This window comes from Bacillus sp. SN32, from assembly GCF_002837495.1.
Taxonomy (GTDB): Bacteria; Bacillota; Bacilli; order Bacillales; family Bacillaceae; genus Bacillus; species Bacillus subtilis.
This window is the reverse complement of sequence record NZ_PJCT01000002.1, coordinates 206,052-226,743: the sequence shown is the minus strand read 5'-3', so window position 1 is coordinate 226,743 and position 20,692 is coordinate 206,052. Positions and strand designations below refer to the sequence as shown.

The 20,692-nt window shown below is 44.3% G+C and carries 22 protein-coding genes; 13 read left to right on the top strand and 9 right to left on the bottom strand.

Features of this window, described 5'->3' with window-relative positions:
- Window positions 1–23 precede the first annotated feature (23 nt).
- From liaH to liaR, 5 genes are all read left to right on the top strand, one after another.
- Window positions 24–701: a stress responsive protein LiaH gene (liaH, locus tag CW370_RS09575; RefSeq protein ID WP_003243047.1), complete on the top strand. Its 678-nt coding sequence runs from the start codon at window positions 24–26 to the stop codon at window positions 699–701.
- Window positions 702–801: 100 nt separating this feature from the next.
- Window positions 802–1,674, top strand: a complete 873-nt coding sequence (liaG, locus tag CW370_RS09570; RefSeq protein WP_029946453.1) for a LiaG family protein — start codon at window positions 802–804, stop codon at window positions 1,672–1,674.
- Window positions 1,675–1,707: 33 nt separating this feature from the next.
- Entirely contained in the window at window positions 1,708–2,433 is a 726-nt protein-coding gene (gene liaF, locus CW370_RS09565; protein ID WP_024571415.1) for a LiaRS two-component regulatory system accessory protein LiaF, read from the top strand.
- Complete coding sequence (liaS, locus tag CW370_RS09560; protein WP_024571416.1) at window positions 2,430–3,512, top strand: two-component system sensor histidine kinase LiaS; 1,083 nt, start codon at window positions 2,430–2,432, stop codon at window positions 3,510–3,512. The genes liaF and liaS overlap by 4 nt, the downstream gene beginning before the upstream one ends.
- A complete protein-coding gene (gene liaR / locus CW370_RS09555; RefSeq protein WP_021480575.1) occupies window positions 3,490–4,125 on the top strand; it encodes a two-component system response regulator LiaR in 636 nt (211 codons plus the stop codon). The genes liaS and liaR overlap by 23 nt, the downstream gene beginning before the upstream one ends.
- 7 nt (window positions 4,126–4,132) lie before the next feature.
- Here liaR and gerAC read toward each other — a convergent pair whose 3' ends face one another.
- From gerAC to gerAA, 3 genes are read right to left on the bottom strand one after another with little or no spacing between them, the layout of a single operon-like run.
- Window positions 4,133–5,254 (bottom strand): spore germination receptor protein GerAC, encoded by a 1,122-nt coding sequence (gene gerAC, locus CW370_RS09550; RefSeq protein ID WP_024571417.1) that lies wholly within the window; start codon window positions 5,252–5,254, stop codon window positions 4,133–4,135.
- A complete protein-coding gene (gene gerAB / locus CW370_RS09545) occupies window positions 5,251–6,348 on the bottom strand; it encodes a spore germination receptor protein GerAB (RefSeq protein WP_024571418.1) in 1,098 nt (365 codons plus the stop codon). Before gerAB ends, gerAC begins: the two co-directional genes overlap by 4 nt.
- On the bottom strand, window positions 6,317–7,765 hold the full coding sequence (gene gerAA, locus CW370_RS09540) for a spore germination receptor protein GerAA (RefSeq protein WP_024571419.1): 1,449 nt from the start codon (window positions 7,763–7,765) through the stop codon (window positions 6,317–6,319). Before gerAA ends, gerAB begins: the two co-directional genes overlap by 32 nt.
- Before the next feature lie 116 nt (window positions 7,766–7,881).
- Here gerAA and CW370_RS09535 point away from each other — a divergent pair, with 116 nt between their 5' ends.
- Window positions 7,882–8,067, top strand: coding sequence for a YvzF family protein (locus CW370_RS09535; RefSeq protein WP_003221676.1), 186 nt, complete (start codon window positions 7,882–7,884; stop codon window positions 8,065–8,067).
- 66 nt (window positions 8,068–8,133) lie between these two features.
- A complete protein-coding gene (gene fumC / locus CW370_RS09530; RefSeq protein WP_003228523.1) occupies window positions 8,134–9,522 on the top strand; it encodes a class II fumarate hydratase in 1,389 nt (462 codons plus the stop codon).
- Window positions 9,523–9,561: 39 nt separating this feature from the next.
- Here fumC and CW370_RS09525 read toward each other — a convergent pair whose 3' ends face one another.
- Window positions 9,562–10,437 carry a TetR/AcrR family transcriptional regulator gene (locus CW370_RS09525; RefSeq protein ID WP_024571420.1) on the bottom strand — a complete coding sequence of 292 codons (876 nt, stop codon included), beginning with the start codon at window positions 10,435–10,437 and terminating at the stop codon, window positions 9,562–9,564.
- A 167-nt stretch (window positions 10,438–10,604) separates the two neighbouring features.
- Here CW370_RS09525 and spxO point away from each other — a divergent pair, with 167 nt between their 5' ends.
- Entirely contained in the window at window positions 10,605–10,769 is a 165-nt protein-coding gene (gene spxO, locus CW370_RS09520) for an anti-adapter protein SpxO (protein ID WP_003221681.1), read from the top strand.
- 27 nt (window positions 10,770–10,796) lie between these two features.
- Here the strand turns inward: spxO and cssS are convergent, their stop codons facing one another.
- Complete coding sequence (gene cssS, locus CW370_RS09515) at window positions 10,797–12,152, bottom strand: secretion stress-responsive two-component system sensor histidine kinase CssS (RefSeq protein WP_024571421.1); 1,356 nt, start codon at window positions 12,150–12,152, stop codon at window positions 10,797–10,799.
- Window positions 12,149–12,826, bottom strand: coding sequence for a secretion stress-responsive two-component system response regulator CssR (gene cssR, locus CW370_RS09510; protein ID WP_003228529.1), 678 nt, complete (start codon window positions 12,824–12,826; stop codon window positions 12,149–12,151). Before cssR ends, cssS begins: the two co-directional genes overlap by 4 nt.
- A gap of 277 nt (window positions 12,827–13,103) precedes the next feature.
- Here cssR and htrB point away from each other — a divergent pair, with 277 nt between their 5' ends.
- Entirely contained in the window at window positions 13,104–14,480 is a 1,377-nt protein-coding gene (gene htrB, locus CW370_RS09505) for a serine protease Do-like protein HtrB (protein ID WP_015251256.1), read from the top strand.
- Window positions 14,481–14,523: 43 nt separating this feature from the next.
- Here htrB and mrgA read toward each other — a convergent pair whose 3' ends face one another.
- Together mrgA and CW370_RS09495 are read right to left on the bottom strand one after the other, a co-directional pair.
- The gene (gene mrgA / locus CW370_RS09500) at window positions 14,524–14,985 is read right to left on the bottom strand and encodes a metalloregulation DNA-binding stress protein MgrA (RefSeq protein ID WP_014477938.1); all 462 of its coding nucleotides are present in this window, start codon (window positions 14,983–14,985) and stop codon (window positions 14,524–14,526) included.
- Between the two features lie 89 nt (window positions 14,986–15,074).
- Window positions 15,075–15,917, bottom strand: coding sequence for an oxidoreductase (locus CW370_RS09495; RefSeq protein ID WP_024571422.1), 843 nt, complete (start codon window positions 15,915–15,917; stop codon window positions 15,075–15,077).
- 133 nt (window positions 15,918–16,050) lie between these two features.
- Here CW370_RS09495 and CW370_RS09490 point away from each other — a divergent pair, with 133 nt between their 5' ends.
- The 4 genes from CW370_RS09490 (at window position 16,051) to CW370_RS09475 (ending at window position 19,750) form a co-directional block, all read left to right on the top strand.
- Window positions 16,051–17,847: a M3 family oligoendopeptidase gene (locus CW370_RS09490; protein WP_024571423.1), complete on the top strand. Its 1,797-nt coding sequence runs from the start codon at window positions 16,051–16,053 to the stop codon at window positions 17,845–17,847.
- A 109-nt stretch (window positions 17,848–17,956) separates the two neighbouring features.
- Window positions 17,957–18,394: a YusW family protein gene (locus CW370_RS09485; RefSeq protein WP_014665325.1), complete on the top strand. Its 438-nt coding sequence runs from the start codon at window positions 17,957–17,959 to the stop codon at window positions 18,392–18,394.
- A gap of 216 nt (window positions 18,395–18,610) precedes the next feature.
- Window positions 18,611–19,438 carry an ABC transporter ATP-binding protein gene (locus CW370_RS09480; RefSeq protein ID WP_080262571.1) on the top strand — a complete coding sequence of 276 codons (828 nt, stop codon included), beginning with the start codon at window positions 18,611–18,613 and terminating at the stop codon, window positions 19,436–19,438.
- 24 nt (window positions 19,439–19,462) lie between these two features.
- Window positions 19,463–19,750, top strand: a complete 288-nt coding sequence (locus CW370_RS09475; protein ID WP_080262572.1) for a YusU family protein — start codon at window positions 19,463–19,465, stop codon at window positions 19,748–19,750.
- A 19-nt stretch (window positions 19,751–19,769) separates the two neighbouring features.
- Here the strand turns inward: CW370_RS09475 and CW370_RS09470 are convergent, their stop codons facing one another.
- A complete protein-coding gene (locus CW370_RS09470; protein ID WP_029946372.1) occupies window positions 19,770–20,657 on the bottom strand; it encodes a LysR family transcriptional regulator in 888 nt (295 codons plus the stop codon).
- Window positions 20,658–20,692: the final 35 nt, after the last annotated feature.

The window sequence follows — 20,692 nt, the reverse complement described above, 5'->3', positions numbered from 1 at the left end:
CAGTATATTAGGAGGAATCAGGTATGGTATTAAAAAGAATCAGAGACATGTTTGTTGCGTCAGTTCATGAAGGACTTGATAAAATGGAGAATCCAAAGGTGATGCTGAATCAATATGTACGCGATATGGAAAGCGACATCGCAAAAGCAAAGCAAACAATTGTGAAACAGCACACGATTGCCTATCAATTTAAGAAAAAATATGAAGAAGCCGCTGAAGTGGCTGGCAAACGGAAAAATCAGGCACAGCTCGCATTTGACGCAGGTGAAGAAGAACTGGCGAAAAAGGCGCTGACTGAAATGAAGTATTTAGAAGGGAAGGCGGCTGAGCATAAAGCTTCCTATGAACAGGCTAACAGTCAGCTGGCTGACCTGAAAGAGCAGCTGGCGGCACTTGAAACAAAGCTGCAGGACGTAAAGGATAAAAAACAGGCGCTGATTGCGCGGGCAAATGCGGCGAAAGCTAAAGAGCATATGAATACGACATTTGACAAAATTGACAGTGAAAGCGCGTATCGTGAATTTTTACGTATTGAAAATCGTATTGAAGAAATGGAAATCCGCGCGAATTATTCAAAGTCAGCGGAAGCCGGCACAGAACTTACACGTAAAGAATTCGCAGACGATGTGGAAGCGGAGATTGAAAAAATGCGGACACTTTCACTGCAAAAATCAGACCAGACAAAAGCGGCAAATGAATAAGCGGAACGGGGAAGGATTTGCGGTCAAGTCCTTCCCTTCCGCACGTATCAATTCGCAAGCTTTTCCTTTATAATAGAATGAATGAGAAGGATGAAACCGAATGAAAAAAATGCTTGGCAAACTGTTGATCACTGCCGGTATTCTGGTTTTTTTCGCCGTCGTCGTAAAAGATGTGTTTGCTGCAGGCCTGGGTTTCATAAATGGCACAGAAGCCGATTCAGCCAGCGCATCGCCGCGGGACATTGACAGCATGGTCATTGAGTCGGATAGCAAGGATGTCCGGATTATAGCGGAAGAACGAAGTGACATATCGGCACGCATTTCAGGAGACTCAGGAAAGTTATTTGTTACTGAAAACAAAAGAAAACTGGAGCTGACCGTAAAGGAAAAAGCATTTCAATTTTTGAATGGATTTAACCGTTCAACTCTTATCGTCAGGCTTCCGTATGATTATAAAGGTGATCTGGCAGTGCGAACCTCAAGCGGCGACGTGTCTGTGGCCGGGAATGACCATCTTGCGCTTTCCGGGCTGAACGCAGTATCTGCGAGCGGAAATACGAGCGTGACGGACGTCCGCCTTCAAGACCTGAAAGTGAAGGCGTCATCGGGGGATGTAACCATTTCAAATACCGTCTCCAAAACAGCCGGTATTGATTTAGCTTCAGGGGACGCAAATCTGGTTCATGTATCAGGCTCTCTTGATGTGAAAATGACTTCAGGAGATTTTAATGCTGTATTGAAAAAGGTAACCGGTCCTGTATCTGTCACGCTGACAAGCGGTGATGCTAATTTAAGCCTTCCCAAAAAAGGCAGCTTTGCAGTCAATGCTTTATCAGCAAGCGGTGACGTCAGTTCGCCGTATTCATTTGCTGACAAAGCACATAAAGAACAGCATCACATCACAGGCACGCAAGGAAGCGGCCGGTATCCAATCGACATCAAAACGGACAGCGGGGATCTAGCGATACGGTAGCACCAGGCAGAAGAAAGGAGGCGGACACCAGGAATGACAAAAAAACAGCTTCTCGGATTGATCATTGCTTTATTCGGCATCAGTATGTTTTTGCAAATTATCGGAATAGGCGATCTGCTGTTTTGGCCGCTCTTTTTTCTGATTGCCGGCTATTTTCTTAAAAAATATTCCCGTGATTGGCTTGGCTCCGTCATGTATATCTTTGCCGCGTTTCTATTTTTGAAAAACCTCTTCAGCATCACCTTTAATTTATTCGGCTATGCGTTTGCCGCGTTTCTGATTTACGCCGGCTACAGGCTTGTCAAAGGGAAGCCGATATTTGAACCGAATGAGAAACAGGTCAATCTCAATAAACAAGAACATCATGAGCCGCCAAAAGATGTAAAACATCCCGACATGCGCAGCTTCTTTATCGGAGAGCTGCAAATGATGAAGCAGCCGTTTGACCTGAATGATTTAAATGTCTCTGGTTTTATCGGTGATATCAAAATCGATTTGTCTAAAGCGATGATTCCCGAGGGAGAAAGTACAATCGTCATTAGCGGAGTCATCGGAAACGTTGATATTTATGTACCATCGGACCTTGAAGTGGCTGTCAGCTCGGCTGTTTTTATAGGAGACATTAATCTGATCGGCTCGAAGAAAAGCGGATTAAGCACGAAGGTATATGCCACGTCAACCGATTTCAGCGAGTCAAAGCGCCGGGTCAAAGTGTCCGTTTCCTTATTTATCGGTGATGTGGATGTGAAGTACGTATGAGAAAAAAAATGCTTGCCAGCCTCCAATGGCGCGCCATCCGCATGACAACGGGAATCAGCCTGCTCCTTTTTGTCTGCCTGATTTCCTTTATGATGTTTTACTATCGGCTCGATCCGCTTGTTTTGCTGTCATCAAGCTGGTTCGGAATTCCGTTTATCCTGATTTTGCTGCTGATCAGCGTGACGGTCGGTTTCGCCTCAGGGTATATGTACGGCAATCGGTTGAAGACAAGGATTGATACATTAATTGAATCCATTTTAACCTTTGAAAACGGCAATTTCGCTTATCGGATACCGCCGCTCGGTGATGATGAAATCGGCCTGGCCGCCGATCAGCTGAACGAAATGGCGAAGCGCGTGGAGCTTCAAGTCGCATCTTTGCAGAAACTTTCCAATGAACGTGCGGAATGGCAGGCGCAAATGAAGAAGTCGGTTATCTCAGAAGAACGCCAGCGATTGGCCAGAGATCTTCACGATGCGGTCAGCCAGCAGCTCTTTGCAATATCGATGATGACATCAGCCGTGCTGGAAAATGTCAAGGGTGCTGATGATAAAACAGTCAAGCGGATCAGGATGGTCGAGCATATGGCAGGCGAAGCCCAAAATGAGATGAGGGCGCTGCTGCTCCATTTACGGCCTGTTACCCTTGAAGGAAAAGGGCTGAAGGAGGGGCTTACGGAGCTTTTGGACGAGTTCCGAAAAAAGCAGCCGATTGATATTGAGTGGGATATACAGGACACAGCGATATCCAAGGGTGTTGAAGACCATTTGTTCAGAATCGTGCAGGAGGCCCTTTCAAACGTATTTAGACATTCAAAAGCGTCAAAAGTAACCGTGATTCTGGGCATAAAGAACAGCCAGCTCCGTCTGAAGGTGATTGATAATGGAAAAGGCTTTAAAATGGACCAGGTGAAAGCATCCTCATACGGCTTGAATTCTATGAAAGAACGTGCAAGTGAAATCGGCGGGGTCGCCGAAGTGATTTCAGTAGAAGGAAAAGGCACCCAAATCGAAGTGAAGGTCCCGATTTTCCCGGAAGAAAAAGGAGAGAACGAACGTGATTCGAGTATTATTGATTGACGATCATGAAATGGTCAGAATGGGGCTCGCGGCTTTTTTGGAGGCGCAGCCCGATATTGAAGTCATCGGCGAAGCATCGGACGGCAGCGAAGGTGTTCGGCTTGCTGCGGAACTGTCGCCGGATGTCATTTTAATGGATCTTGTCATGGAGGGCATGGATGGCATTGAAGCTACAAAGCAAATTTGCCGGGAGCTTTCCGACCCGAAAATTATTGTGCTCACTAGCTTCATTGATGATGACAAAGTGTACCCGGTTATTGAAGCTGGCGCGCTCAGCTATCTGTTGAAAACCTCAAAAGCGGCAGAAATCGCCGATGCCATCCGCGCCGCAAGCAAGGGAGAGCCAAAGCTGGAGTCAAAAGTGGCGGGAAAAGTATTATCCAGGCTGCGCCACTCAGGTGAAAACGCGCTCCCGCATGAATCACTTACGAAACGGGAGCTCGAAATACTCTGCCTGATCGCAGAAGGGAAGACAAACAAAGAAATAGGCGAGGAACTTTTTATTACGATTAAAACAGTCAAAACACATATTACCAATATTTTATCAAAGCTGGATGTCAGTGACCGGACGCAGGCGGCGGTGTACGCACACCGAAATCACCTCGTAAAATAGGCGGCTGCTATTTGTTCGCGCCTTTCGTTCCGAAGTCTCTGACAACCACATTGACCCGGTAGTCTATTTCCGCATTGCTGAAATAATCCTCATCCCATTTTCTTGAAATCTTTTTCCACTTTTGAGGATAATGAATTCTGACCTCGTTTCCCAGACCGGTGACGTCCGCTTTGATCTCTTTCTGCAGTTTCCCTGTAATAAATGCTGTTACTGTATCGTGTACCCGTTTTTCGACTGTCTTTTCAATATTTTTGATATATGAATCCTTAAACGAATCTTCATTGGGATTCCAATCCTCAGATAGACGACCTTCAATATTGCGGGTGACGGTGAATTTGAACTTTCCGTCCTTGTAGGCCGTCTTGATCTTCCGATTGCTCGAATATACTTCATAAGAAAAGAGATGGCCATCGCGCTTCAAGTCAATGACGCCTCCCTCGACAGTACCTGAAAATAAGTTGATATTTTGAACCTCAATCGGTGTTAGATCCCGGTTCCATAATTTATTTTTTATGACAGAGGCTCCGTTTATCGCGAGCTTGCCGTTTTCCTTACCGACATGAGGGATGAGGAATGAATCGTCAGAGGTTAAGTGTTCTGAGATCTCCCCCAATGTAACAGGCTCCATCATTCTGATCGTAACCTTATTATTCTCTGTCAGATCATAAATCACATTGGATGCGGGCTCGCCTTCATCATTCATTTTAAATATATCCTTAGTTCGGCCGTTGGTGATAAAGACGTAGGAACTCCTCCTTGTTCCGTTATCTCTGACAAACTGGTTAATGATCGCGTCCATTCCAATGTCATCCGCAATCACGCTTTTGGAAAGCAGAATGAGACGCAAATGCTGTGAAAACGTAGGATTATGCTTTAATGCAGAAGTTCTCATCATTTGATGGACAGTTTCACCCTTTGTGATAGAAAGCTGTGTCGGGTCAGATGAAGAGCCCTCCTTGGAGCTGATTTTTTTCGGCACGAGAATCTGCTGTGTCAGTTCTAAATTGTTATCATCAGGCTTGTCTAGGCCTACTCCGATCACCAAGCTTAATTCCTCGATATTCTGGCTGTCCCAGCATCCTGACAGCAATAGGGTGCATATAAACATACATAAAATCCGGATTTTCATTTTGCTGTAATCCTCCTTTTGAGAGCTACAATGAAAAAGAGAATGAAAGGAAGCAGAAACAGGCAGACGAAAATGTACCCGAGATAATCGCTGTACATCATGACTTGATTGGCGTCATCCGGCCAGAGAGAAAAATAAAAGACCGTTATGCCGATGATAACCATACTTTTTTTAGTCGATAACCCAAACGTCTTCTTTAGTCCGTTAGCGGCAAAATATCCGTAAATGACAAAAGTCGTGAAAAACTGGATAATCCAGACGACCAGCAAAAAGGATTCAAATCGTTCAATGAATATGCCTTTAAGCTCAAAGGACTGAAAGAGAGAAATGGTCGGCCAAATCAGCGTTTTCACCTCGGGAGCGGTCAAAGCTCCGACAACGAGAATATACGTCAGGATATATAAAACAATCGGAATCAAAAATCCTATAGATGCATACCTGAACGTGTATTTCTTTTTCTTCATATGTTCAGGAAGAAACATCATTACTTCCATTCCTAAAAAAGAGATGGAAACGACAGTAAGGGAGTTTGCAATGGGGCCAAGGCCTTGGCCTAAAACAGGACGCAAATTATTGATATCAAAAATTTTAAAACTGATCCCGAACACAACCAGCAATATAATAATGGTTATCGTTAAATAAAAGGGAAACAACCGCGACACATCACTTAAGCCCCCAACCATTAAATAAATACCGCAGCAAATAAACGTTAAAATAATAACTTGAATTGGCGTTCTCTCCAACAGGAAAAACTTCACCATTTCAGCCATCGCCCGGGTCTCGAAGCTGGCCACGCCGAGGAAATAGCAGCAGATCAAAAGGCCGATGATGCTGCCGATCCATTTCCCAAGCCCTTCCTTCAAATATTCAAAGAGTGAAGGGTATTGATGTTTTTTCTGAATGAGCGTGTTTAAATAAATGAAGAAAATGAAAATGAAACCCTCTAATATCAGCGTGATCCAGCCGTCAGGCGTATTAGCCTTAGTGGTCAGCGCTCTCGGCAATGTTAAAAGTCCGGCCCCAAGCATTGTATTTGCAATAATAGAAATACCTTGAAAGGTATTAAGTTTTAGTGGAGTCTGTTTTTGGCTCATTTGGATTATTCGCCTCTTTTGGTTTGTTTTTAATTGGGAGACGGATAATGGAGTCATCCGTATTTTTCAGGCTGAAGAATCCATTCGGCGAAAAATACGGAGACCCAAAGCTCGTTTGTCTCGTTAAGTGCGTATAAACGACAAGCATAAATAAAATAATCCCGTACAGCCCTAAAATAGCGGCGGAAAACATCGAAATAAAACGCAGCACCCGGAAAGACAGACCCATTCCGTATTGAGGAACGGTAAAGGATGCCAGGGCAATGACACTGACGACAATGACCATAATCGAACTGACGAGATTCGCTTCTACAGCCGCCTGTCCGATGACTACGCCCCCGACGAGGCCGATCGTCTGTCCGAGCGGATTGGGGAGACGCAGCCCGGCTTCTCTCAGCAGCTCGATGGTTACTTCCATCAGCAGGGCTTCAAATATCGGAGGGAACGGCACGTTTTCCCTATTTGCCGAAATCGTGACGGCGAGCGCGGTCGGCAGCAGCCCTTGATGGAAGGAAACGAGTGCAATATAAATCGATGACAAAAACAAGGTGATGAAGATAGAAGCAAACCGCAGCGACCGGATAAGAGATGCTGAAATCCAGCGTTCATAGTAGTCATCCGGGGACTGCATCAGGATGCCGAGAGAAACCGGCACCAGCAGCACAAATGGTGAACTGTCGACCAAAATTGCCACACGGCCGTTAAACAGGGCTGAAGATACTTTGTCAGGTCTTTCCGTATTTTGAATCTGCGGAAATGGTGAATATTTATTATCTTCAATGAGCTCCTCGAGCGTTCCGCTGTCCTGGATATCCTCCAGCTGGATATTTTTAAGCCGCGCCTTCACTTCTTTTATGACGGACTTTTTCGCTTTGCCCTCAATGTACATAATGGCTGCGGGCTTCAGCTTGTTTTCGCCGATCATGATTTTTTTGGTGATCAATTTCGGATGGGAGGTTCTTTGTCTGATCAGAGCGAGATTTGTATCGATATCCTCTACAAACGCTACTTTTGGGCCGCGAACCACTTTTTCAGTTGTCGGCTCTGTCAGGCTTCTTGTTTTTTTCTTTCCTGTGGTCAGAATATAGGCTTTATCCAATCCGTTGATAAACACAGCACAATTGCCGTTGAGAATCGATTCAATCGTTTTTTTTGCGGTTTCAACAGGTCTTGCGTCAAGCTGGTCAAGGCGTTTTTTGACCTGGTCAAGCGTTAAGGTCTCCTCATCTTTAATCAAAGTTTTAATGGCTTCTGACACCTTATTCTCATCAGTCAGTTCACTGAAATAGAGATAGTAAAAAACCAGTCCGTTCGCAAGCATTTTTTTGTTTTTCACCAGGTCATCGTTTTCTTTTAATTTTGGCAGCACCAATGCTAAATTATCGTGTATATATTCCTTAAACTCTGTTTGTTCCAATGAGGTCACCTCTTATCCAAAACCTTAGTAGAGGTTATCTTTTCCTGTTAAAAAAATGATATACTGTGTTAGAGTATTTCATGGAGTAAGTTTTTTATGAAAGCGGAGGATACGAAGTGGCACAGGTAAGGCTAGCTGGAAAACAAGAAGAAATTGAACAGCTCATTAGATCATTTGAAAAGCATTATGATGTCTCTTATACATCAAAGGAGTACGGAAGGACGAATCCAAAATACAAATATTCAAAGGATTCCCGCGTATATCTTGAATTAAAATTAAAATCTGCCAAGATCGAAAAATAAAAAGGATTTTTTGTGTGATTGGCGAATTATGATCTATTGAAGCAACCGTTATGGAGGGATACATAAATGGAATACAGAATTGAACGAGACACCATGGGAGAAGTAAAAGTTCCTGCTGATAAATTTTGGGGCGCCCAAACACAGCGAAGCAAGGAGAACTTTAAGATCGGTTCTGAAAAAATGCCGATGCGTGTTGTGAAGGCGTTTGCAATATTAAAACGAAGCACAGCTCTAGCTAATAAACGCCTCGGCAATCTGGATGCTGAAAAAGCAGAAGCGATTGCAGCGGTTTGTGATGATGTGCTCAAAGGCAAGTACGATGACAACTTCCCGCTTGTCGTATGGCAGACCGGAAGCGGCACACAAAGCAATATGAACATGAACGAAGTGGTAGCCAACCGTGCGACTGCTTTATTAAAAGAGAAGAACTCTGATCAAACGATTCATCCAAATGATGACGTGAACCGCAGCCAAAGCTCAAACGACACATTCCCGACTGCGATGCATGTTGCCGCTGTTTTGGCTGTTTACGAGCAGCTTGTGCCGGCGCTTGATCAGCTTCGCAATACACTGGATGAAAAAGCCAAAGCATACAATGATATTGTCAAAATCGGACGCACGCATCTTCAGGATGCTACGCCACTGACTCTCGGACAGGAAATCAGCGGATGGGTTCACATGCTGGACCGTTCGAAGGAAATGATTTTGGAAGCGACAGATAAAATGCGTGCGCTTGCCATTGGTGGAACGGCTGTCGGAACGGGTATCAACGCCCACCCAGAGTTTGGAGAGCTTGTCTCAGAAGAGATCACTAAGCTGACCGGCCAAACGTTCAGCAGCTCGCCGAATAAATTCCACGCGCTGACAAGCCATGACGAAATCACTTATGCGCACGGCGCATTAAAAGCGCTTGCGGCTGACTTAATGAAAATCGCGAACGATGTCAGATGGCTTGCAAGCGGACCTCGCTGCGGCATCGGCGAGATCGTCATTCCTGAAAATGAGCCGGGAAGCTCCATTATGCCTGGTAAAGTCAATCCGACACAAAGCGAAGCGTTAACAATGATCGCAGCGCAAATCATGGGGAACGATGCGACAATCGGCTTTGCGGCGAGTCAGGGGAACTTTGAACTGAACGTGTTTAAGCCTGTTATTATTTACAACTTCCTGCAATCTGTGCAGCTGCTCAGTGACGGCATGAATTCATTCCATGATAAATGTGCTGTCGGTATTGAGCCTAATAAAGAAACCATTCAGGAAAACCTGTCAAATTCATTAATGCTTGTTACGGCGCTGAACCCGCATATCGGTTATGAAAACGCGGCGAAAATTGCCAAGCTTGCCCATAAAGAGGGATTGACGCTCAAAGAAGCAGCTTTGAAGCTTGAATTGCTGACAGAGGAGCAATTTAACGAAATGGTTAAGCCGGAAGACATGGTAAAACCAAAGGCATAATAGAAAGAAAGAACGGCTGCTTTTTAAGCAGCCGTTCTTCTAAATATGTTGCTGTTTTAATAAATATTTAAGCTGTTCCGCATCATTGGCGAGAGCTTCAGACTCCGTCAGATTATGAATCATTCCTTTAATGATCACAAGCTTCGGTGTTTTTTTCTTCATTTCGGCTTCAAGTATGTCCAAGCTCTCCGATAATTCAAGAGAGGAGTTTGTGTTTAAGCTGTTAATTTTGTCACGTAGGCTTTTCACAATCGATTCAGTCAGCGGGTCAGGCCGTCCGTGCGTAAGAGGCCCGAATAAAGAACTCGCCTCTTCCAATGTGATGAAAGGCTTATCGTTTCGTTCAGACATGCCTTTTACCATATCATCTATTCGATTCATAATGATATCAGCTAATTGAGACGGCTTCACAGTGTACTCGAGCAAAATCATGCATTCCAGGTAAATCTGGCTGATGCCCTCTATTAAAAAACAAAGCTCAGCAGTGTACGGTTCCGCTTTTTTTCCATAGATGTTCAGCAGGCTGTCGATATGAAATTGAAGTGAGGACTGGCGGATTTTTTTTGCGCATTGCTCCACTTCTTCTGTGTAAGGCAGAGAACCCTCCTTCAACTGCATACTGATAAAATCTTTGTGTTCAAGAATGTTTTCATAGAGGACGGTCAGCTGTTTACGGTAAGCCGTTCTGGGGCTGTCGCCCTTCGTTTTAATATTTAAAATTCGGGTAAACGTTTTATCATAATAGTAGTTCAGCATAGAGAGAAGAAGCGCTTCTTTCGAAGGAAAATAAATATAAAAAGCGCCTTTAGATATTTTGCATTCTTTTGCGATTTCCTGGACTGATGTTGAGTTGTATCCTTTTTGGGCAAATAGTTTTAAGGCTGTTTCAATAATCAGTTTTTCTTTTTCCTTCAATGGTTCCACCCTTTCGGAGCCCGGAGGCCTGCTAGGATATGACCATATAGTCACACCGTCTGTTATAAAATTAACCTTATTGTAACTTGTTTTTTTATCATGTATTATTTATATTATAAATTGAGATGACCGAATGGTCAAAGCTCAAGCGAAAGGGTGAATCTAGAATGAGAGAATTGGACGAAATGATCAGCCGCTTGCGAAACAGAGGAATCAAAGTGGAGAAAGTCAAATATCCGAAGCAGACCTTGTCAGAGAAAAAATGGGTTCATCAATGCAAACAGCCGCTCAAAACAAATTACAGAGATTTTAACGGCTATTCTTTCACATAAAAAAATAGACTGCAAAACATCTACAGTCTATTTTGGCACTGCTATGCGGTATGTTACACCCGTTTTGTCATTTTCAATTGAGATAGATGCCTTATGAAGAGTTAAAATTCGTTTTACGATGCTTAGACCAATGCCGAATTCGCCTTTCTTCCCTTTATTAAAAGGCTCATAGAGGCTGGAGAGCATCTCATCTTCAATATGCGGACCGTCATTTTTAATGGTGATCACGATATTTCGATCATCTTGTTTCATGCTGATTTCTATTTTTGTCTCAGCATAGCGGATTTGATTTTCCAGAATGTTTTCGAGGAGTTTGTTCCATTGCTCCGGATCGCCCGGCATCAAAATATCCTCTTCTACATCAATTCCCCACGATAGTTCTTTCCGCGCCCACTTCAATCGTTCGATGACTTCTTCTGTCACTTCCACAATACTGAACATGTCGTGCTGCACTTTTTGCTTCGCTAAATAATCCAGCTTCGTTAAATATAATAAATCCTTTATTTTTTTCTCCAGCTTAAGAGCTTCGCATTCAATAACATCTACAGTGTTTTCAAGGTCTCCTTTAGGAAAAATCCCGTCTTTAATTGATTGTGTATAGCCTCTGATGACCATGACCGGCGTTTTTAAATCATGAGAGATATTTTGCAATAGAGTTCTTTCTGTTTCATCCTTTTGCACAAGCTTTTGGCGCATCTCTTCGATGGTATGGCCCAATTTGCCGATTTCATCTTTCCGGTCCACTTTTACTGGGTCATCCCAATCCTGTTCAGAAATCCGTTTGACGTGTTTTTCAAATGATACAAGAGGCCTTGATAAATACTTTGCAAGCCAAATAGCCGGAATCCAGCTTAATAAAATGACGACAGCTATAATAAACAGAAGCTGTTTGAACAAGGTATAGGCCAAATCGTCCCGATAAGAATCAAGCGCGTAAGAGAGCATCATCGCTGATTGTCCATTGACGGAAAGTCCCTTTTTAATGACAAAAAACACTTTCTCTCCATTGACGTCGGCGCTGTAACGTTTCTTTTTAGCTTCCTGCTTATCAGCCAGTTTGTACACCTTGTGGATAAATGAAGATGACAGAATGCTTAAATCCTTGTCTGAAGAAGCCTCTTCATTTTCAGGAAGGAGCACGTGCTGTACGGAGCGGACAGTTGTCGGCGCCGTCGCTTCCTCACTGTAATAGCGCCTTTCAATCGAACCTGGCAGGCGGTACTCTGTCAGAACATGCTGCTCATTTTCAATCGTCGTATACGTTTCATTAGTGAAAAAATCTCGCAGCGTGTTTGAAAATAACACAAGCAGTAAAATCGATATCGCTAACAGGATACCGGATATGACAACCCATATCTGAAACGCGAGCGGCTTGTTTTTCATGATGACATCATCCTGTAGCCGAAACCGTAAATCGTCTCCACCTTCAATTCAGGCATCTTTCTGCGCAGTCTCCGGACGAGATCATCAACGACCCGGTCTGTTCCGAAGTAGTCATGCCCCCACACTTTTAGGAGGATATCTTCACGAGAGTATGGATGCCCTTTATGATGGATAAATAATAGCAGCAGATCAAATTCCTTCGATGTCAAATTGATGATATTCCCGTTTTCGTCATAGACCTCGCGGGCGTCTTCAGCGACCCGATACGAGGAGACGGCAATTTCATTTTTTTGTACAGGAGGAGCTTCCTTATATACGAGCTGCAGCAGCTTTTGCACACGGATAATCAGCTCCCGCGGCAGAAACGGCTTTGAAATGTAGTCATTGCTGCCAAGCTCTAAGCCAAGCACTCTGTCAATATCCGCATCTCGGGCGGAAATAAAAATGACCGGCACGTCAGGATCTTTCGCCTTGATTTCTTTTATTAATGTATAGCCGTCGGTATCCGGCAGCATGATATCGAGAATCCATAGGTGGGGAGACGGTGTCATTTTCTTTCTGGCGTCTTCACCTTTCGTAAAAGATGTAATGTTCCAGCCCTCATTCTCTAAATACTTCGTCAGCAGTTCATTCAGGTTATCCTCATCTTCAACTAGATAAATGGTGTATGACAAGGCTCTTCACATCCTTTCAACGTCATTATAAACTAGTTTTAACATACGGCAGGCAATTTTCATAATTTCACATATTCTTTTCATTTTTATCCCACAATGTTTGTTTATGATATGTATAAGGGAAGAAAGGAAGAGAAAAAGAGCGAGGAAGATGTAGGATGATCAAACATATTCTATTTTGGTGCTTTGCTTTTCTCCTCATTATTGGGACAATTGAACTTGTACATGCGATGAATATGTAACGATAAATGAATAACCGTTAAAGGAGTGTAAGAACATGGATTATCGACGTGATGGCCAAAACGATCAACATCAAACTGAACCTTCACATACAGAACAGCAGAATACAGAAAACCAGAAGCTGATTGGACATTCTGAACAAGAATTGCTTGACGCGCCTGTGTCGTATGAAGCGGGACGGCAGGAAACGGCTTCTGCTTTAGAAATGGAAAAGCAAGAAACGGCTGTGAAAAAAGAAAAGAAACGGAGAGCCGCATGGCTGAGCCCGATTTTAGGCGGTATTATCGGCGGGGGCCTCATGCTTGGCATCGCGCCTTATCTGCCGTCAGACCAAAATCAGGCGACCGAAACCGCTTCCGCAAATAAACAGGTGCAGTCTGATAATTTTACAACGGCGCCGATAACGAACGCATCAAACATCGCTGATATGGTAGAGGATTTAGAGCCTACGATTGTCGGAATCTCAAATATCCAAACCTCTCAAAATAACACATTCGGCACGGGAGGAGGCTCCAGCTCAGAAAGTGAAAGCGGAACCGGGTCAGGTGTTATTTTCAAAAAAGACAGCAATAAAGCGTATATCATTACAAACAACCATGTCGTTGAAGGCGCGAACAAGCTGACTGTTACGCTATACAACGGAGAAACGGAAACTGCCAAGCTTGTCGGCAGCGATACCATTACTGATTTGGCAGTTTTGGAAATCAGCAGCAAGAACGTCAAAAAAGTGGCGAGCTTTGGTGATTCTTCACAGCTGCGCACTGGCGAAAAGGTAATCGCTATCGGTAACCCGCTCGGACAGCAGTTTTCCGGTACGGTGACACAAGGCATCATTAGCGGACTGAACCGGACAATTGATGTGGATACAACACAAGGGACGGTGGAAATGAACGTGCTGCAAACCGATGCAGCGATCAATCCGGGGAACAGCGGAGGCCCATTAATCAATGCAAGTGGCCAGGTCATCGGCATCAACAGCTTGAAGGTGAGCGAAAGCGGCGTGGAATCACTTGGATTTGCGATCCCAAGCAATGATGTCGAGCCGATTGTTGACCAGCTGCTGCAAAACGGGAAGGTGGACCGTCCGTTTTTAGGCGTGCAGATGATTGACATGTCACAAGTTCCTGAAACCTATCAGGAAAATACGCTCGGCCTGTTTGGAGATCAATTGGGCAAAGGTGTTTATGTAAAAGAAGTTCAAGCAAATTCACCGGCAGAAAAAGCAGGTATTAAATCTGAGGATGTCATTGTCAAACTAAACGGTAAAGACGTGGAAAGCAGTGCGGATATCCGTCAGATCCTTTACAAAGACTTAAAAGTCGGAGATAAAACAACAATCCAAGTGCTGCGAAAGGGAAAAACGAAAACGTTGAACGCGACACTGACCAAGCAGACAGAAAGCAGTTCAAGCTAAGAAAAAAACAAAAAGCTGAACCCAAAATAGGGTTCAGCTTTTTTTATCCTAAGTAAGAGGAAAGCATCCACACTTGTTTTTCAACTTCTTCAATTAATCCGACAAACAAGTCCGCTGTCGCATTGTCTTGATTTTCTTCAGCCAGGCCGATCACGAATTTAGATTCGCTGCTGATTTGTTTGTAGTCGTTTACCAATGCTTGTACCATTTCTGAAGCTGATGTTTCGTTTCCGCCGTCTGTGATAGATGCATGCTCAGTGTATTCTTTCACTGTGGCAACAGGCTGTCCGCCAATCGCCAGCAGGCGCTCAGCGATTGTATCGACTGTTTCAGCCGCATGGTCATAAAGTTCTTCAAATTTCTCGTGCAATGTAAAGAAATGAGGCCCTTTCACATACCAATGGAAACGGTGGAGCTTAGAGTATAAAAGAAACCAGTTTGATAATTGTGTGTTCATTGAATTCTCAACTAATGTTTGATTTGTTTTTGCATTTTCAGTTTTCATAAGATAACGTCCTCCTTGTGATCTGTTGATTTAATTATACCATATACTAAATAAAAATCAATACTAAATTATAATAATTATAATTTAGGTTATTTGAATAGCTTTTTCTTCAGGATAGACTCCCACGCAGACCAAGGAAAAAGCGATCGGAATAGCAGGGTGAGCTTGATGCCCTTTCCGATCGGGTATCGCAATTTCTTTATGTGCTGTTTTGTTGCCAATTGATAAATGAGGTCGGCAACCTCTTGGGGATCTCCGCTTTCTTCTCCATTTTTTTGAACATAGGAAAGGATCTTTTTATAGTATTGATGATAGGCTGAATCGTCAGCAGGCACCGACATAAAATTTGATAATGACGTTGACCAGATCGATGTCTTGTATGAGCCCGGCTCGATCAAAGCGGTTTCGATACCGAACGGAAGCAGCTCGATACGCAGGCTTTCAGAAAAACCTTCCAATGCATGCTTGGAAGAAACATATGGCGACAGCGCTGGGAATCCGGTCAGTCCGCTGATGCTGCTCACGTTTATAATCTTTGCGCCGCCATGCTTTCTTATGTAAGGCAGAACGGTTTTTGTCACATGGATCACACCGAAGACATTCGTTTCAAATTGTTGTCTGAAATGTTCCATCGGCACATCCTCGATAAATCCTCCATAAGCCGTTCCGGCGTTGTTAACGAGTAAATCGATCGGGGCGTAAGCACTAACGGCTTTTCCGAATGAGACTATAGATTGTTCATCGGTGATATCGAGAGCTGTAATGTGAATAGAATCAGACACATTGTGTGCTGCAGCCAATTCCCGAAGCTGTTCCGCTTTTTCAGGCTGTCTTGATGTGGCTATCACGAAAAATGATCGGGCAAGCTTTACAGCTGCCAGCAGACCGAAGCCGCTGGAGGCTCCCGTTACGATTGCTATTTTTTTATTCATCCTATACCTCCTATTAAACTGCTACAGCTATTGTACAATCCTGAACAGGAAATGACGTCTGTAAAAGAAATTTTTATACAACAATTCAGAATTGTTCTATAATAGAACGAAAGAAGGAAAGGGGTTTTATGATATGGCGCTGCAAGGGGTAGGCCAAAGATGGGATCTTGATTCATTTTTTAAGGGCGGGAGCCAATCAGAAGAATTCAAAGGATATATTGAGAAGCTGTCACAAAGTCTGCGTGCATTTCAAGACAGGACTGATGCGTTTCAGGTGCCTGAATCGCCTGAAGAGGCTGAAGGGCTGACCGCGTTGCTTGATTTATTCGAACAGACATCCGTCAAGCTTCAGCAGGCTGGCGCTTTTGTTGCTTGCCTCCAGGCCCAGAATATCAATGATCAAAAGGCTATAGAGCATCAGGCACTCATGAACCGGCTTTCCGCAGATTTTCAATCGTCGCTCGTTACATTAGATCATAAACTTGTGGACATTGATCAAGACGTGTGGAATGAATTATTAACAAAACCGGGATTGCGCGATGTATCTTACATATTAAATGAAAGAAGACAGAGGGTTGCCGAAAAGCTTAGCCCCGGTAAAGAAAAACTGATCGGGAACCTTGCCGTGGACGGATATCACGCTTGGAGTGACTTATACAATATGGTTGTCGGGAAAATGACGATCCCTTATGAGGAAAACGGTGAAAACAAGCAATTGTCTGTCGGTCAGGCGGAGAATATGATGGACCATCAAGACCGTACTGTCAGAAAAACAGTATATGAACGTTTCCGCCAAGCTTGGGAGAGCAAGCAAGATATTTTCAGCAGCACGCTGAATCATTTGGCGGGATTCCGGCTTGAAACCTATAAAGCGCGCGGCTGGGAGAATGTCCTGAAGGAACCGCTGCAAATTAACAGGATGAAAAAAGAAACACTTGATACGATGTGGCAGGTCATCACTGAAAACAAGAAGCCGTTCGTTCAGTTTTTGAACCGGAAAGCATCCATGCTCGGCCTTGAAAAACTCAGCTGGTACGATGTCGAGGCACCGATCGGTTCTGACGGAAAGGTCTATTCGTATGATGAAGCCGCAAATATCATTACCAGCCAGTTTTCAACGTTTGGCAAAAAGCTGTCCTCATTCACTGAAAAAGCGTTTCGGGACGGTTGGATTGAGGCGGAAGACAGGAGTGGAAAAAGAGTCGGCGGCTTTTGCACGAGCTTTCCTGACAGCGGGGAATCCCGGATTTTCATGACATTTTCGGGCAGCGCCTCAAATGTCTCTACTCTTGCGCATGAACTCGGGCACGCGTTCCATCAGGAAGCAATGCTCGACGTCAGGCCGTTAAACCGTTCCTACGCCATGAATGTTGCAGAAACAGCTTCAACGTTTGCAGAGATGATAGTCGCGGACGCGACTGTCCAGCAGGCCGAGACCAGGGAAGAAAAGCTTGTTCTTCTGGAGGATAAAGTGCAAAGAAGCGTTGCGTTCTTCATGAACATTCACGCAAGATTTCTATTCGAAACGAGATTCTACGAGGAACGAAAGCGGGGAGTGGTACCGGCCAGCCGCTTGAATGAGCTGATGGAAGAGGCGCAAAGAGAGGCATACTGCAATGCGTTAGAAGAATATCATCCGCTTTTTTGGGCATCAAAACTTCACTTTCACATCACGAGGGTGCCGTTTTACAATTTCCCTTATACATTCGGCTACCTGTTTTCTCTTGGCATTTACGCGCTGGCGCTTGAAGAAAAAAACGCATTCGAAGAGAAGTATATGGAGCTATTGCGAGATACGGCTTCTATGACAGTGGAGGATTTGGCGATGAAGCATTTGGGCGCTGACATCACGAAGCGTGATTTCTGGGAGAATGCCATCAAGCTGGCTGTGCGTGACGCCGAAACCTTTTTACAAATGACCGAATCTTAAAGAAAAAGCCGTGGCGTTAAATGCCCCGGCTTTTTCAATTCTTCTCTGAATGAGGATTTCATTCTCTGGATATACCTAAAATAAATGGAATCCTACAGGGGGGAAACATATGCATTTGATCAGAGCAGCCGGGGCTGTATGTCTCGCAGTGGTTCTGATTGCAGGCTGCCGTCTCAATGAAGACCAGCAGCAGGCAGAAGGAGAAAATACAGCCGTCACCCAGCTGAAGTCCGTTCCCTACAGCAATTTTTCGCTTCGTGTGAGCTACGGGGATGGTGAGCATAATCGTTATGAAGGAATCTATACAAAGAACGGGACTCAGGAAAAAGCGGAAATACAGGATAAGCTCTCCGGTGTCAATCAGGAAGGAGAAGAAGCATTGGATGAGATGAAAATGATTTTGAGCGAGCTTTCCGTGACAGACCAAATGGCTGAAACAGAAGTGATACACAGTGTGCTGGCAGCATTTAATCTGGACAGTCATTATGATCATATCGATTTAAAATTGAAGCTGAAGGACGGCTCCATCAGAGAAATCAAGAAGTAATCTTGTGATAAAAAACCCATAAACGTCAATTATGTCCATAAAACTAATTGAAAATGATTTTCAAAGTCAGTGTTTTCTGCTACAATGAGGGATATATGACCATATCAAATGGCTGAATATCGGAATCACTTGCATTGATGACAATTGACTTAAAAGCATGTATATAGAAAACGTGCAATACATAGTGCTGCTAAAAGCCAGCAAAAAGGAGCGGTTATGGGTATGAGTGCAATTTCTACAGAAACGCTGAGCTTAGGATACGGGGATGCCGTTATTATTGATGAGTTGAATTTAACAATTCCCAAAGGTGAAATTACCGTATTTATTGGCAGCAATGGCTGCGGAAAATCGACACTTTTACGTTCATTAGCGCGCCTGATGAAGCCGAGAGGCGGTTCAGTGCTGCTGGAAGGAAAAGCCATTGCCAAGCTTCCGACGAAGGAAGTCGCAAAAGAGCTCGCAATCCTGCCCCAAGGTCCTTCGGCTCCAGATGGGCTGACGGTGCATCAGCTGGTGAAGCAAGGAAGATATCCTTACCAAAACTGGCTGAAGCAGTGGTCAAAAGAGGATGAGGAAGCAGTTGAGAGAGCGCTTAAAGCAACAAAGCTTGAGGACATGGCTGACCGCGCCGTTGATTCTTTGTCAGGAGGACAGCGCCAGCGGGCTTGGATCGCGATGACGCTTGCCCAGGAAACGGATATCATCCTTCTAGACGAGCCGACGACGTATTTAGACATGACGCATCAAATTGAAATTCTTGATTTGCTGTTTGAGCTGAATGAAAAGGAAGACCGGACGATTGTTATGGTTCTCCATGACTTAAACTTGGCGTGCCGCTATGCACATCATCTTGTGGCCATAAAAGACAAACGGATTTATGCAGAAGGCCGTCCGGAAGAGGTCATCACTTGTGATCTTGTGCAAAATGTGTTTTCTATGAACTGTCAGGTTACACAGGACCCGCTCTTCGGAACGCCTCTTTGCATTCCTCATGGCAGGGGCAGATGCATTGTCCAGGAAGCGGCTTTCACATCACATGGATAAATAACGCAGCGAAGGAGCTTTCAATTGAGAAAGCTCCTTGCTGTTTTTTCGAAAGGAAGATGGAAAATGGAACAAAAACTTCAGGAGCAGCTGGATGGATTGCTGGAGAAGTATACTGAGCTTCTGCTTGGTGAAACAAACGATGAGCTAAAAGAAGAAGTGAAGCAATGGATTTTGTACACGCATATAGCCAAGAGCATGCCTCCGCTCGCTAAGCATTGGAATGCGACATACCCCGACGCAAAGCGGGGCATTAAAGAGATCATTCAGCATATTAAGGAATTAAATGAAGCGCATCGAAACAAACAATAGCCAAAAAGCAGTCTGTTTATTATAGCAGACTGCTTTTTTGTGATTCAGCCGTTTTATCTGGCGTAAAGGAATCCATAAAGGTTCTCAGCGCGCTGCTGATAAACGAATCTTTTCGAACAATAAACTCTGTTTTCATCTGGCTGAGAGCTTCAGGCAGCGGGTACAATTGAATTGATCCTTCTGCTTCATGTTTCTGCACAACCATCCTTGGCAGCAACGAGATGCCAAGACCTGCTGTAACCCCGCCGATAATTGCTTCAAGCGTTCCAAATTCCATAATGACCGGCTGTGTGACACCTACGGAACGCAGCCATTTTTCAAGTGTTTCTCGATACGAACAGCCTGTGCTGTAAACGAGAATCGGCTTTGTGATGGCTTCCTCAAGATCGGGCACGGAGGCAGCCGAAACAACTACTGGTTCTTCCTCAAACGCAGGATAGGATTCGAGCTCAGGATGATGGCATTCGCATCCGATAAACGCGCCATCCAATTCATAACGAAGAACTTTATCAAGGAGAAATTGCGTATGTCCTGTTGTTAAAGACAGCTGGACGTTTGGATGTTCTTCATAATAAGATGCCAGGAGCTTTGGAAGCCTTACCGCGGCTGTTGTCTGAGTGGAGCCGATCATAAGCGGCCCGCTTGGTTCTGCGGAGGATGAGAGCGCTTTAGACGCTTCATCAAGAAGGCCGATAATTTTATTTGCGTAGTCCAGCAGCAACTTTCCGCTTGCGGAAAGAGTCATGCCCCGATTATGGCGCAAAAACAGTGTGGTACCCAGCTCAGCTTCCAATTGTTGAATTCTGGCCGTGACATTCGATTGTACATAGCCAAGCTGCAGGGCTGCTTTCGTAATGGTCCCTTCACGGGCTACCATTTGAAACACACGTAAATCTCCGCTTTCCATTTTGAACTCCTCCGTTCGTTTGCTATCAATCTGAG